Origin of the sequence: Corallincola platygyrae, from assembly GCF_039544265.1 — a bacterium.
Taxonomy (GTDB): Bacteria; Pseudomonadota; Gammaproteobacteria; order Enterobacterales; family Neiellaceae; genus Corallincola; species Corallincola platygyrae.
In genome coordinates this window covers 56,219-71,018 of the sequence record NZ_BAABLI010000011.1, presented here as the reverse complement: position 1 = coordinate 71,018, position 14,800 = coordinate 56,219, and the positions used below count along the sequence as shown (strand labels likewise).

The following is a 14,800-nucleotide window of genomic DNA, read 5'->3' as shown; positions in this document are numbered from 1 at the left end:
GAGGCGGACAGATGTCCGCCTTTTTTGTGTCAGCTCGCAGTGGTAGCTTTCACAAACTGGTTAAAGTCAGACTCAGGCAGTGGGCGGCTGTATAAATAGCCCTGCAGGGTGTCACAGCCCATCTCTTTCAAACGTGCCAATTGTGGCTCGGTCTCAACACCTTCGGCCACCACTTTCATCTGCAGGTGATGGGAGATACCTATGATGGTATTCACCAACGCTTCGTCTTCACTCTGTTCAAGCATCTCAACAATAAAGCTACGATCGATCTTCAGCTTGTTGACCGGAAATTGGCGCAGGTAGGCCAGTGATGAATAACCAGTGCCAAAATCGTCGATGGATAAACCCACCCCCAAGGCTTTGAATCGGTTCAGTACCGCCAGTACTTCATCCTGCTGATGCATGGCAACACTCTCGGTGATCTCCAGTTCAATCAGTTCAGCAGGTAGTTGGTGACGTTGCAGTGCTCGCTCTATCTGTTGATACAGCTCGGGATGTTGAAACTGACGGGCTGAGATATTGATAGCGATGGGAATGGCTTGGCCTGCATCCAATAGGTTTTTGGCAACACGACAGGCCTGCTCAATTATCCACTCGCCGATCTCTATGATAAGGCCGCTTTGCTCTGCCACCGGAATAAACTCCACGGGTGACACCATGTTTTCACCATGCTGCCAACGTAGCAGGGCTTCGGCACCGATGATTTTTCCTGTGGCTATGTCCATCTGCGGCTGGAAATAGAGTCGCAGCTCGTAGTTGGCGATCGCTTTTCTAAGCTGTGCCTCCATGGTCAGACGTTGCTGGCGATGGTCCAGCATGTCGGGGTGGTAGTGCACAATTGTTTGATTGGATACCGTAGCCTCATCCAAGGCTGTGGTTGCCTGCAGGATAAGGTTACTGGCATCTGTGGCGAGCGCTGGGAAGTGACTTATCCCCATCTCCAGCTCCAGCTGGAACTCACCAAAGTCGGTATCCAGTGGGTCTGCGGCCCGAGTCATCAATTGTTGAGCTACTTCGGCTAATTCTGTGGGGGATGAAAACGGCCAGATCTTCAGGGCAAAAGCACGGCTACTGATGCGATAGAGTTCAATCTCGCCATCAAAGCGGATCTCATCCAGCAGGCTGCGCAGACGTTTGCTCATCTGCAGCAAAATGGTATTTACCTGCTCATGACCATAACCGGACACCAGTTGGTTAAAACGCTGGATCTCAAATACCGCTAACCCCACAGGCTGCTCTGGCATCTGCTCAAACTGCTGCTCCAGGCGACCCGTCAGACAATACAGATTGGGTAGCTGGGTGCGGGCATCATTGTGGGCCAGAAACTCAAGCTCTTCCTGTGCGGTTTTGAGCTCACTGATATCGCTGATATGCAGGTCAAACTGCTTTTGTTGGTCGACATAACCGATAGAACAGAGCAGGTGTTTTTGGTTTAAACGGTATTCGAAACGCTGTGAACGCAGCCCATAGTCGTTAAGGATCTGCTGCTTATAGTGGTCCAGCTTTTCTGGCAGTAAAGCGTTTAAGTTTTCTGGGGCCAGGCCAGCCTGTTCAAGTAACTGATAACAGGCGGCGTTACTGAAAACGATCTCGTTATCTTCCGTGACAGTGAGTACGGGATTGGGGTTACGTTTGGGGTATTTTGCCAAGCGTTCGTTTTTGCTGGCGGCACTGAGAAAACCAAACACCAGTCGGCCGCTGAATGCGGCAATCACTGCAATACCGATGGCAAATACCACCGCCCAGATTCTTGCCAAACCCAGATCATCCTGCACATGCATAATCGTGTTGTTGATATCCGCTGAGCGTTGCTTCATTAGCTGCTGAGCACGTTCCTGGAGTACGGCTACATCCTCGCTGATCATCGCCAACTGGGCTCTGGCCAGATCCCAATCGGTACTGGCGTGCTGCATGTTCTGGTTGAGCTCGATGGCATGTTGTTTCAGCAGGCTTAAGTCGAGCACGTACATATCATTGCCGACATTCTGTTTCATCACGAAGTCATCGGTTTCGATCTGTAAGCGTTCAAAGTCAACGTAGTAGTCGTTATCACTGGTGGCGTATAGTTGATAAAGCTGTTGCTCCATCTCCTTAATGGCGGCACGAAAATATCCCAGCTTTTCCAGCTCAGGTATTGAGTTTGAGACCAGTGCGTTGGTATCCCGATTAATACTCGATACGGTATGTATCGCTGCGACACTGAGCAGCAGCGCCATGGCGAGCATGATCCCGTACAACACACTGGTGCGCTTTTTCAGGGCGCGAAGCTTTTGGCTATTCACAACCTAACCTCTACTACTTTGGCTATTCGTATAAAGGACCTGATAACCACTAAAGATATTCAAGCAATAGCGAATAAACTAGGAGACTGAGATCAAACAATGGCAATAATAATTGCCAAACGCACCTAAGCTAACCGGATCGGAGTTAGGCCATCACTTGAATGCCGTGGCGTTGATTAAGCCTCAGATGACGATTTAGCGAGAATGAATCTGCTCAGAAGGCCCAGTGGAACGCCACAAATAGCGCCATAAAGGTGTGCTTGAATCGCGATCTGTCCCGGCATCAGCTCACTGCTGCTCTGCAATGGACCTAACGTTTGCTCCCAACCGATTTTGGCGATCACAAACAGCAGCACAAAAGGCGCGAACGGGTTACGTCCGAACAGTTGGACCGCCGCGCAGGTAAGTAAACCGTAGAAAGCCCCCGAGTAACCTATGTACCACTGGTTGCTGGTATCAAAAAGCACTAAGCCGAGGCTAACGGCGATAGGGCACAGTAGCAGTGGTGGCAGTAATCGTGATAGCCGAGTCATCTCTGGAAACAAGCTTAACGCGGCGATTAGTGAACCGATATTCAGCAAAAAATGTGACCAGTTGGCATGTAACCAGTGTGCGGTGAATAACCGCCAGGGTTGGCAAAACCGAACATCAACACGATGGTTTGTCCCCTGAGTTTCAGACTGCAGCAGGCCTTGTGCTAACTCCAGTCTAAGCTGGGGCAGTAGGTCGTCCTGAAACAGTTGCAACAGGGTCAGCAGGAGCAGTAAGCCAGCAACAAACAGGTAACCCGAGAGCTTTTCCCCCGCTAGAGACTTAGCTCCTGCAAAAGACTTAGCACCGGCCAGTGGGGTCGTGAGTGCAGCCAGCCATCGTTTCATCGCGACGCACGTGTTTTTGCTGAATCTCCAGTCGCTGCTTGCCCTGCAACTGCCTGCCCTGAAACTGATAGTCCAGTGGCTGGAGTTTGTTCCATTGCCAGCCTAAGCGGGCGCATATGGTAAGTGTGCCGGGTTTGTGAATGATCAAATGCGGCCATCCAAAGATAAATGCCGTCTTCGATGGGCAGGTCGTGTTGGTCATTCGAGTGAAGCTTGCGGCGCAGTTCCAGTGTCCATTTGCCGTTGTTCCAGCTGCCAACTGCATCGACGCCACCGCGGCCCATGGTAAAACGTCCCAGCGAGATAACCGACGGTATCACGGTGCCGATAGGGAATGTATCTGCGTCAGGTGAGTAGCGTACGGTATCGTTCCAGGCCAACCACCAGCGACCTTGATCCGATTGGGATGGATCCATGTTTGGTGTGCCCATGCGTGCCAACACCTGCTGGTTCTTGGGCAGGCGCAGTGGTTGGACTATCTCATCTGAATAGATCTTCCAGTTCATCAGATAGCCGCCACACTCGGGCTTAAGGCGAAAGTCATTGCCCTCAAATCGAACCTTGTGTTCACAATCCAAATCTTTCTGGTAACCACCGGTATAACGTTTGTACTCGGACTTGGACGGAAGCGGGCGACCAAAGTGATTGTCATCGGCCTGGCCGATACCGCCGGTGCGTACCGCTTTCCAATGCCAGACATCAGTGATGGAACCGTCGGTGGTGTAGTGCAAACCGCGTCCGCCCATGGATGCAGGGCGTTCACTATGTGGCTTTTTACCCAGGTGTACAGTTCCGGCCCCTGCCAGCTGACTGGTGCGAGACAACATCACCGCGAACTTATCTTCATAGAATTCGTTTTCATCGGCTTTGCCCGCGCCGGTTTGCTGAACCCGCCAGCCTTCGTCAGTTTTTATCAAAGGGAGGTGCGCGAGACTGCGCGTCTTATCGGCCCACTCAAACAGGAAATAGCCATACTCGCCATCATGCAGCGCCCGGACATTCACGATGACGCTGCCATTTTCATGATTGCGACCATTAAAGGTTTTTACCGATACCGAGGGGGCATGATTCCAATCGGTTTCTCGCGCTTCACCGTCCAGCTCTATGGCTTGCTGAGTGAATACAACCTGCAGTGTGTTTTGAGTGGATGGTGTCAGGGCGTAAAGCGTGGCAGGCACTGCCAACACGACAACGCCTACCCATACTAAAGATGACGGTAGAGGTTTGCGGGGGATAAAAACCGTCAAGGCGCCAGTAAATTTGCGTGCCAGTACCGCGACAAGAATATGCAGCACAAGAAACACGATGCAGGCCCAGGCACTGAAGTGATGGATCTGGTTTAGCTCCGCTGCACGGTTGTTGGTCAGTAAAAGGGTCAAACCGGTGGCCGCAGAGATCAGAAGACAAATCAGACCGAGCCAGATCAAACCTCTCAGAACGGTCTCTGCGTTTAAAAACAGTTTTTTGCCTTTGAGCTTTAGACGCTGGAAGCGACCACTGACTGCCTGGTGGATCAGATAGAGCAGGGTAGCGGTGAGAAAAGCGCCGGCAAACAACAGGTGCCACTCATGCATTTCACCCATTGGCAGGTACTGACGGATCGCGTGAGCGCTGCTTTCGAGTTGGTTAGATGCGGAGATCTGTAGTCCGGTGGCAAACAGGCCGATAAGCGCGGGTAACCAAAGCAGGTGAGATAACCATACGGGCAACTTGCTGCCTTTTACCTTTTTGCTGGTCGCCTTTCTTCTGGTCGCCTTTTGGGCGGTCACTTTTTTACTGACTTTGGAATTCTCTGTCACTCGGTTGGGTTGTGCTGGTTTCACGGGGGATCTCTGGACTTCAAATCACATCAACCAGCGCAGTCTAGAGACATACCATGAAGTTTATATGACAGGTCGGATCTCCCGGTCATTTGTCACACATAACTGGAGTGCAACATTAAAGAAACGCAACTGTAACAGTAAGCTGCGAGCTTCCCCGCGTCTCTGGAGTGAATAACTCTTTATTCTAATAAAACGTGGAGAAACGTATGAAAATGCGTCTACTGCCTTTGTTGATGGCGGGATTAGCCCAACCAGCAATGGCCGCAAGCGATTTACCGCGCATCGCTTGGACTGATGATCCCACTTCGACCGCTACCATCGGATGGCGTCAGGTGAGTGGTACAAACCCCGAGGTTCGCTACGGCACCGCTGCTGACGGCACCGGTTGGGCGGTACATGCCAATGACGGTTCCAAAACCTTCGTGCATCCAGATGATGATGCCGGTGTTGAGCTGACAACCTGGTTTGCCAATCTGACTGGCCTGACGGCTGATACTGCATACTACTTCCAGATCTGTGACAGCGAAGGTTGTAGTGATACTTCATGGTTTAAGACCGCGCCAGCAACGCCTGGTGACTTTACCTTTATTGCCGGTGGTGACTCGCGTACTAACGTTGAGCCACGCCAGGAAGGTAACAAGCTGGTTGCTGCATCACGTCCACTTTTCGTACTTTTCAACGGTGACTTTACCGATGATGGTGACCACGAGCAGTGGGTGCAATGGCTGCAGGACTGGCAGCTGACGCGCAGCGAAGATGGTCGTATGTACCCGATCGTGGCGAGCCACGGTAACCACGAAAATGATGTTTACGACATGCTGAACTACGTGTTTGGCTTACCACAGAGCGGCTATTATAAGCTGAGTGTGGGCGGTAGCATGTTAGATATCTTCACACTAAACTCAGAATCTGAGCCAGGTGTTGGTTATGGCGCATATGACGACCAGAACAGTGATGCCTGGGATGCGCAGACCACCTCATTTAAAGCTGATGCAACGGCGTCGACGGCGACCTGGAAACTCGGTAACTATCACCGTCCAATGCGTCCGCACACCAGCGGTAAGTCGGAAGGTACTGGTCGTATTGAAGCCTGGGCAGAAACATTCCGTGACCAGGGTTTCAACCTGATCGTCGAATCAGATACCCACATGGCGAAGTACACCTTCCCTGTGGTGCTGAGTAGCGACGAAGGCAGTTACCAGGACTTCAAACGTGATGATGCCAACGGCACCATGATTATCGGTGAAGGTAGCTGGGGGGCACCGACTCGCCCAACCGATGATGATAAGCCGTGGACCATGGATAGCGGTTCATTCTGGCAGTTCAAACTGATTCACGCGTCGCCGACCAATATGAAGATCCACACGGTACGTTTTGGATCTGAGCATGAAGACCTGGCAGGAGACACGTATAGCGCAGACGCGGTCACACCACTGACCCAGGCCGAGCAGGATGCAGACGCATTTGCTGTGGCCGGTGATCTGCCGCTGTGGAAGCCATTGTCAGGTGCGGTATTGGACCTGCCTGCGACAGGTTTTGTTGGCGCAGATATCGACAACCTGCAACTGGTGGGCTCTGGTGCGATGTGGAAGTACCTGGACGACGGTTCTTCTCCCGCTGACTGGCAAACCACAGGGTTTGACGACGCTGCCTGGGCGCAGGGTAATGCACAACTGGGTTACGGTGACGGCGACGAAACAACTGAAATCAGTTACGGCGACGATGCGGATAACAAACACATCACCACTTACTTCCGTCGTGCATTCACCATTGCCAAGCCGGAAGATGTGATCAAACTGACCCTGCGCATTCTGCGTGATGACGGTGCCGTGGTTTACATTAACGGCCAGGAAGCAGCCCGCAGTAACATGCCCGGTGGTGATATCACTTCAACGACACCTGCCGCCAGCGGTATCGGTGGTAGCGCAGAAACCACTTATTACGAATACGCTTTGATGCCAGAGCTATTGGTTGCTGGCAACAACGTGATTGCGGTAGAAGTTCACCAGTCTGGTGGTACCAGCTCAGATATGAGCTTCGACCTCGACCTGACTGCTGTGGTTTCTAACATCGCTGACACCGCCGCAGTTTCGGCCACCACTATTGAAGCTGCGCCAATCTCTATCAGTGAGATTGAACTGAGCTGGAACGACGATGCCAGCTTTGATGAAGTGGGTTACCAATTAGAGCGCAAAGTGGGTGATGGCGACTGGGCGGTTCTGACCTGGCGCATTGAAGCGGATACCACCACTTACACCGACGAGAAACTGAACGAAGGTGAGGCCTACAGTTACCGCATCCGTCCATATAACGCGGCTGGCCTGTCTACCCATAGTAATGAAGTGGCATCAGCCACCCTGTCTAACCCGGTACCACGCATCTTCTCTGAAGACTTTGAACTGGGCTCTCTCGGTGAGATGACCGCTTATGATGCCGCCAGTGACGCGGCCTGGGCTATCAGCACCACAGGTAACTGGGCTTACATGAATGGTTACGGTGCAGACACAGCATCAGATGACTGGCTGATCACGCCTGCGCTGGATCTGTCTTACTACTCAGATACCTCACTCTCATTTGAGACCAGTACCCGTTACGATGGCCCGGTACTGGGTGTGAAATATTCGACCGATTACACCCTGGGTGAAAACCCTAATGACAGCACCTGGACTGATATTCCAGAGTGTTCAACCACGGATGCAGCTGTTTGCTGGACCAAAGTGTCTATTGATGACTGGAGCTTTGAAGCGACAGATGTCGACATTTCCGGAATCGATTTCGGCGGTAAGCCGGTGCACTTTGCCTTCCACTACACCTCAACCGGTACCGGTGGCGGTGATGGCGCAGGTTGGCAGGTTGATAACATCACTGTGCGCGGTAATTACAGTGCCTCTGAGATCGTGGGTGACTCCATGGCCGGTGGCGTACCAGCAAGCTGGACTAACCACAATGCGGCGAGCACCGCGAACTGGGACGCAGTGACTAAAAACGAGATCCCTGCTGCCTACATCAACGGCTACGGTGCAGATGCTGCCAGCGATGACTGGTTGATCTTCCCTGGCGCAGAGCTGACCGCAGATGACCGAGCCACACTGGCATTTGATTACTTCCAGGAGTACTCAGGTCCAGCATTGAAAGTGATGGTCTCTACTGACTACACCGATGGCGCAGATCCGGCGACAGCGACCTGGGTTGACCTCAACGTTGAGTTGCCCGCTATCCACAAAGAGTGGGCGAGTATCGGTCCTATCAGCCTGGCGGGTTACGAAGGCACTGTGCATGTCGCTTTCCATTACACCTCAACGGGCACCGGCGGTGGTCAGGGTGCAGGCATAGGTATTGCCAACGCCAAGATCGCTAAGAACCTCGACGGTGTATATCTTGAAAACGAAATCCTGGAAGAGAAGTTCAACAGCCTGGATAACCTGGGTACATTCGAAGCTTACTCTCGTAGCTCTAATGCAGACTGGAAAGTTGAAGAGCGTGGCGGCGATCTGGGTGCCATCATCAGCGGTTACGGTGCTGATGGCCCAAGTGACGACTGGCTGATTTCACCAGAGTTGAACATTCTGAACTGGCAGAATGCCCTGATCACCTTTGAGATCTACACCAAGTACGGTGGCCCAGCGTTGGAGGTCTACATCTCCAACAACTACAGTGGCAGCGATGATCCGCAGGCGGAAGGTGTCACCTGGACCAAACTGGAGATTGACCAGTCTGCCGAGGTGGAAGACACTTGGAACCCTTACACCGTTGATGTTTCCGGGTACACGGGGCAGGCTCACGTCGCCTTCGTATACACCTCAACCGGCACGGGGAGCGGTGAAGGTCGTCGTAGCGGTGTAAACAACTTCCGCTTCGTTAGCACTTACGGTCAGGAAGGTTTGAAAGCTAACTTCTCACTGGGTCAAACCCTGTATACCACTGTTGAACCCGTCAGCTTCCAGGCCACAGTTTCTGGTGGCGTTGCCCCATACACTTATCTGTGGGCATTTGGTGACGGTGAAACGTCGACAGACGCTGAATCCACTCACACATACAGTGAAGCGGGCAGTTACACTGTGACGCTGACAGTGACTGACACAGAAGGCACTGAGCAGGTCAGCACCCGAGAGAATCTGGTTGAAGTGCTGCAGTCTACGCAGGAAGAAGTGCCTGTAATGACTGGCGATGTGCGTATCGCAACCTTTAATGCCTACCTTAACCGCAGCAGCGAAGGCCAGATCCTGGAAGACGCGTTAGCCGGTGACGACCCGCAGATCGCAAACGTTGCCGAAATTATTCAACGTGTTCGCCCTGATATTCTGCTGCTAAACGAGTTCGATTATGTAGCGGACGGCTCTGCCGTAGACGCGCTGAAACAGAACTACCTGGAAGTGAGCCAGAACGGTGCTGATCCCATCGAATATCCTTACATGTTCCTGGCGGCATCGAATACCGGTATCGCCAGCGGCGTGGACCTGGATAACAACGGTGAAGTCGGTGGTCCCGGTGATGCCTTTGGCTTTGGTGAGTTCCCTGGCCAATACGGCATGGTGATACTGTCTCGCTACCCGATCCAGACTGAAAACGTACGTACCTTCCAGAACTTCCTGTGGAAAGATATGCCGGATGCGATGCTGCCGGTAGACCCTGAAACAGGTGAGAGCTGGTACAGCGCCGAAGCGTTGGACGTATTCCGTCTCTCCTCTAAGAGCCATTGGGATGTGCCAGTAGAAGTGGATGGCGAAGTTATTCACGTGCTGGCCAGCCACCCAACACCGCCAGTATTTGATGGTGAAGAGGACCGCAACGGCACACGCAACCACGACGAAACCCGTTTCTGGCGTGATTACGTAGATGCCAGCCTGTCTGACTATATCTACGACGACAATGGCAACACGGGTGGTTTGGGCGAGAACCAACGCTTCGTGATTATGGGTGACCTGAATGCCTCTTCCGTTGAGGGCGATGCGACCGGTGACCCCATTAGCTTGCTGACCGAAAGTGCGTATATCGACGGCACCATGGTACCGATGAGCACCGGTGGTGAAGAGAACGACGCAGGCAACGAAAATGCACCGATGCATACCGCCGACTGGAAGATGCGTGCTGACTATGTGTTGCCATCTATCTTCGGATTCGAGATTGAGCATACCGCAGTGTTCTGGCCTGGCCGCGCAGACGTACTGTACCGTCTGGTTGGCCCTGGTGTAACCAGCTCGGATCACCGTTTGGTGTATGTTGATGCGACCCTGACGGAGCGCTCTGACAACAGTGGCACACCAAGCACTGACAGCGATGATGACGATGACGGCCTGTTCGGTTCTACCGGCTACGGCATGATCATTTTCGCTATGCTGGCTGGGTTCTGTCGCCGCGTGTTTGCTGTGAAAAAGCGCAAATAAACAGCGTTAATCGCAGTTAAAATTGAATCAAAAAAGGGCGCTTCGGCGCCCTTTCTATTGGTTGGAAACTGATTATTTCTTTTTTAGGTTCATGTACAGCGCAAGTCGTTCGGTAATATCTGGGTTAAAAACACCGGGTATTATTTGATCGCCTGAAGCGACCAGCCTGCATTCCATCTTGGCCTGCTTTAGTTGGTATTTTAGGCAGTCTTCTATTGCCGCTAAATCTGCTTCTGTCTGGGAGACTTCGCTTCTGCCTTCGCCAAACTTAAACTTATAACCGGATACTGTCATGGCAAGCGCCTTGTATTTGCGCGCCCCTCCATATCGGTAAAAGGTGACGGCACTATGAAATTGCATCGCAGCGAGGTCCGGCTCACTTTTTACGGTGTGAAAAACTGAGCCATTGGTGTTTAGAATGTTCCACTTTCCAAATTTCCAGAAGTCTTCTGTGCCTTTTTTTGTTCTAAAAGCACCCGTGTGCATATTGGCAAGCTGCTTGTCGTAATAGACATAAAATGCGGGTAGCCCAGAAATAAAGAGCTTTTGTTTTAGTTCTGGGTAGTCATTGACCTCGTTTAAACTGTTAAAACCGACATAGATATGACGATAGCCTTGGTCAAATTTATCTGTCATGCCTTCGAGTATCTTTTGAGAATCTTCGCAATAGCGGCAGCCTTTGCCATCAACGCTCATAAAGATGTAGAGCGGTGACTTTACTGACTCTTCATCCAGGTGTTTCATGACGTCACCTGGGGGCACACGAGTAAATATACCACTGGTGACGAGGGGATTGGTCTCTGGCTGCTTGTCTGCAGCAAATGCTTGGGAAGAGCTGGATAGCAGGAAAGCGGTAAACAGAAATCGAATCATTGAAAAGTCCTTTTAGGCGGTGACTAATGGCATTTCCTTACTGCATTAGTATGGCGGAACACGACGGTACTTAAGTTGCTCTCAAGCAAACAGCATTAATAATTATCATCTTAAATTCAACTGCTAAAACAGACCCCAGTTACTGCTAAACACTACTTACCGTTACAGCCAAAAACGCATGTAGCGTTTTGTTACGTTTCTTAATCACTTGTTGGGCAGGCTATCGGTACTCTGATCGCGAACGAGATGAGTGATATCGAAGGAAAAGAATGAAAACTCTCAGCCTGACATTTTTGGTGCAGATCATGGCTTTGCTGCTTACAGCCTGCAGTGCTCCACCTAAATTGGATGCACGCATTGAGATCACTGTCGAGCAAAATCGCTCACGTGCAGATTTTCCTAATTCGATATTACCCCTGCTGGAAAAGAAGTGGGCTCACGGTGAGCAAGATTGCATGGCAACGCCAGACACTGCCGTTGATGTCTATCAGCATAGCGAGACCAGCTACATCTTAAGGGTCAGCAAATGCATCAGTTTTGAAGCGCCATTTCTCTATCTGCTTATCGGAGATGACAAGGTATTGCTGGTAGATACCGGACCGACCGATGATGAGGTCATGCTGCCGCTTTACCAAACCGTTAAACGTCTGGTATCCAAACACAAGGACAGTGAGAGTAAACCTTGGTTGGTGGTTCATACCCATAGTCACGGTGATCATTACGCGGGTGATGCACAGTTTAACGGATTGGCAGGGGTGACTTTGGTATCGCCCAAAGCAAAACAGATGGCCCAGTTCTTTGGGTTCGATAATTGGCCAAAGGGGCAGGCGACCATTGAGTTGGGTAATCGAACCTTGACCGTATTTCCAATCCCAGGTCATCAAGAGGAGTCGATAGCCATCTATGATCCGGAAACTCAGTGGCTGCTGACTGGTGATACGGTCTACCCGGGTTTGATTTATGTGAAGCACTGGCAGGATTACCGTGACAGTATTCAGCGTCTGTATCAGTTCACTAACGAACAGCCTGTAAGTGCAGTGTTGGGTTGTCATATCGAGATGACCACAACACCGGGATTGTATTACCCCATCCGCACCCTCTATCAGCCCAATGAAGCACCGCTGGCGTTGAGTGTTAAAGACCTGGCATTGCTCAATGACCAACTAAAAAGTACCCCACAACCTACCGAGATAACATTTGATAACTTTGTCGTCATGCCCATGAGTGGCCTGCAGAAACAGATAAGTAATACCGCACGGTGGGCGAGCCAGTAATGTGAATCTACAGGTTTAATGGAGAACCGCTGAGATACGAGGCCGGTCAAAAGTTAGCAGGGATATCCTTCCTCAGACAGCCAAGCCTGTGCTTCTTGGTCAGTATCGAAAAAGCGTTGCAGGCAGATGTCTGCATCCGATGCTTGGTAGACCTTATTAAACTGCGTTTCGATGACAGAAGAGATCGCCTTAGATTCTGGCTGCGCAAAGACAATAGCGATGCGTCTCAAACCGTGCTTTATCCGCCACAGGTGCAGCGACTGCAATAGAGGTAGCGAGTCTGGGGTGTAAATACCATCTCCATGCAGCCTAGCGAGCATCGCCCACTTAACACCAGCTAAGTAAGTTGTTACGGTTTTTTTCACGCCCACTTCAAAGGTTCTTGCCGCTTCGAGATTAAACGGACCTCGAGCCTCAACAATCAGCACATGGTTCTTCACCGAGAAATCAAATTGGCCGTGAGCTTCAAATTTCATCTATGAGCTACCTCATGCCGTTAAAGACATCTGCTATCGGCTTCCCTTTAACTATACGAGTATTTTCCCAAGGAGAAGGTGTAAATCTCTGGTTTGAACTGACCAAACTGAAGAATAATCAAAATCTTGACTATGCTTTTCATCAGGAGCGAGGCTCCGAAAAGTGTCTCCTGACTAAAAAGGTGAAGCAATGAAAAAAGTACTTTCCATGCTAATTGCTGTGTTTCTGGTGGGATGTTCAGCCAAAGGCTCTACACCCGCGGAGCAAAGGGCTGAAGTTCAAAAAATGAATCAGGAAGTTATTAGCGCCGTCTACAAACAGGAACCCGCGGCCAAGAAATTGATGAGTACCGCAGCGGGTTACGCGACCTTTTCCAATGCCCAGGTAAATATAATTTTTGTTGCTGGTGGTGGCGGTTATGGCATGGCGAAGGATAACTCAACAGGCAAGATCACCTACATGGAGATGGGTGAGGGTGGTGTCGGTTTAGGACTAGGTGCTAAAGATTACCGTGTCCTGTTCGTATTCCACACCAAAGCAGCTTTGAACTCATTTATTGAGGATGGCTGGGTGTTTGGCGGTGAAGCGGATGCTGCTGCAAAAACCAAAGATAAGGGTGGTGAAGCCAGCGGCGGAGCGAAATTTGGTGACGTCACCGTATATCAACTTACAGAAGCTGGTTTAGCGATACAGGCAACGGCGAAAGGCGCTAAGTACTGGAAAAGTGATGAGCTGAATTAAGGCTTACATCAGTAATATCGGAATTACCTTGTTCAGTGCAATAACTTAAAACGTGTCTTCGACGGGTGTATTTCGGGGTGCTTGCCCACCGAGGCAGTCTCAAGCTGACTGACTCGGTGGCACGCCAAACATGCGCTTATATTCACGGCTGAACTGAGACAGGCTTTGATAACCTACCTTGTATGCTGCATCACTGATACTTCCCTGAGGCATAGAAACCAGCTCCTTGGCTTGATGAAGCCTTACTTGTTTTATGTATTGCAGAGGTGACACGTTGGTGACTGATTTGAAGTGCTGATGGAGTGAACTGACGCTCATACTTGCCTCACCAGCGAGTGTGGCGATATCTAATGGGTCGGCATAGTGAGATTGGATGTAATTGATCACATGGGCGATCCGTTCATGGTACTTACCCTGTGTTACGAAGGCGGCCAATTGCGCACCTTGAGGGCCGAGCAAGGCATAGTAGATAAGCTCTTTGACCACCATTGGGGCCAATAAACTCGCTCTGTTTGTGTCAGTTAGGGCATCTATTAGTCGCACGAGCGCGTCTTCCATTCGCTCTGTCAGTGGACTGACGCATACCCCTCGATTCGCCAAAACATTTTCTTGCATCGCAGGCACTTGCACCATCATCTCCAGTATCATCTCTTTCGTGAATCCAATTTTTATTGCCAGATAAGGCTTTTCTGGAGAAGCCTCTATTACATGCCCTTCCATAGGCAGTGGTACCGACAATGCTAGAAAGTTGAGAGGATCATAGCGATAGCACTCAGAACCCAAATAGCTCTGCTTACTCCCTTGCAGCACGATGTACAAGATAGGCTGATAGATGATGGCTTGCCTGCTGGTTACGTGATTACTACGAACTAGCTCAATGCCATCCGATAGCGACGGGTAGAGGCCTTCGTCGGGTAAGAGGATCTCCAATTGTTCGACCAACCGGTTGCGTTGCTCAGGTGTCACAGATATCTCTCCCAGTCATTTAGGGGCGGTAACCATTGCCGATTTGAGCTTAACGGGAAAAGACCTTGTGTAAATAGCTTGATTAGGCATAAACCAAGGGTT

Annotated in this window: 9 protein-coding genes; 3 read left to right on the top strand and 6 right to left on the bottom strand. The window is 50.9% G+C overall.

What is annotated here, in order from left to right; all coding sequences use genetic code 11:
- Nucleotides 1-29 precede the first annotated feature (29 nt).
- From ABEA14_RS09490 to ABEA14_RS09480, 3 genes are all read right to left on the bottom strand, one after another.
- Nucleotides 30-2,282, bottom strand: a complete 2,253-nt coding sequence (locus ABEA14_RS09490; RefSeq protein ID WP_345339725.1) for a putative bifunctional diguanylate cyclase/phosphodiesterase — start codon at nt 2,280-2,282, stop codon at nt 30-32.
- A 176-nt stretch (nt 2,283-2,458) separates the two neighbouring features.
- The gene (rrtA, locus tag ABEA14_RS09485; protein WP_345339724.1) at nt 2,459-3,160 is read right to left on the bottom strand and encodes a rhombosortase; all 702 of its coding nucleotides are present in this window, start codon (nt 3,158-3,160) and stop codon (nt 2,459-2,461) included.
- The gene (locus ABEA14_RS09480) at nt 3,157-4,983 is read right to left on the bottom strand and encodes an ethylbenzene dehydrogenase-related protein (RefSeq protein ID WP_345339722.1); all 1,827 of its coding nucleotides are present in this window, start codon (nt 4,981-4,983) and stop codon (nt 3,157-3,159) included. Before ABEA14_RS09480 ends, rrtA begins: the two co-directional genes overlap by 4 nt.
- 206 nt (nt 4,984-5,189) lie before the next feature.
- On the opposite strand from ABEA14_RS09480, the gene ABEA14_RS09475 reads away from it, so the two are divergent.
- The gene (locus ABEA14_RS09475) at nt 5,190-10,367 is read left to right on the top strand and encodes a choice-of-anchor J domain-containing protein (RefSeq protein WP_345339721.1); all 5,178 of its coding nucleotides are present in this window, start codon (nt 5,190-5,192) and stop codon (nt 10,365-10,367) included.
- Nucleotides 10,368-10,439: 72 nt separating this feature from the next.
- On the opposite strand, the gene ABEA14_RS09470 is transcribed toward ABEA14_RS09475, so the two are convergent.
- On the bottom strand, nt 10,440-11,111 hold the full coding sequence (locus ABEA14_RS09470) for a thioredoxin domain-containing protein (protein ID WP_345339719.1): 672 nt from the start codon (nt 11,109-11,111) through the stop codon (nt 10,440-10,442).
- 398 nt (nt 11,112-11,509) lie between these two features.
- On the opposite strand from ABEA14_RS09470, the gene ABEA14_RS09465 reads away from it, so the two are divergent.
- Entirely contained in the window at nt 11,510-12,514 is a 1,005-nt protein-coding gene (locus tag ABEA14_RS09465; RefSeq protein WP_345339718.1) for an MBL fold metallo-hydrolase, read from the top strand.
- Between the two features lie 53 nt (nt 12,515-12,567).
- On the opposite strand, the gene ABEA14_RS09460 is transcribed toward ABEA14_RS09465, so the two are convergent.
- Nucleotides 12,568-12,990 carry a hypothetical protein gene (locus ABEA14_RS09460; protein WP_345339716.1) on the bottom strand — a complete coding sequence of 141 codons (423 nt, stop codon included), beginning with the start codon at nt 12,988-12,990 and terminating at the stop codon, nt 12,568-12,570.
- Nucleotides 12,991-13,180: 190 nt separating this feature from the next.
- Between ABEA14_RS09460 and ABEA14_RS09455 the strand changes: the two genes are divergently transcribed.
- Nucleotides 13,181-13,732: a lipid-binding SYLF domain-containing protein gene (locus ABEA14_RS09455; protein ID WP_345339715.1), complete on the top strand. Its 552-nt coding sequence runs from the start codon at nt 13,181-13,183 to the stop codon at nt 13,730-13,732.
- Nucleotides 13,733-13,831: 99 nt separating this feature from the next.
- On the opposite strand, the gene ABEA14_RS09450 is transcribed toward ABEA14_RS09455, so the two are convergent.
- The gene (locus tag ABEA14_RS09450; RefSeq protein WP_345339714.1) at nt 13,832-14,698 is read right to left on the bottom strand and encodes an AraC family transcriptional regulator; all 867 of its coding nucleotides are present in this window, start codon (nt 14,696-14,698) and stop codon (nt 13,832-13,834) included.
- Nucleotides 14,699-14,800 lie beyond the last annotated feature (102 nt).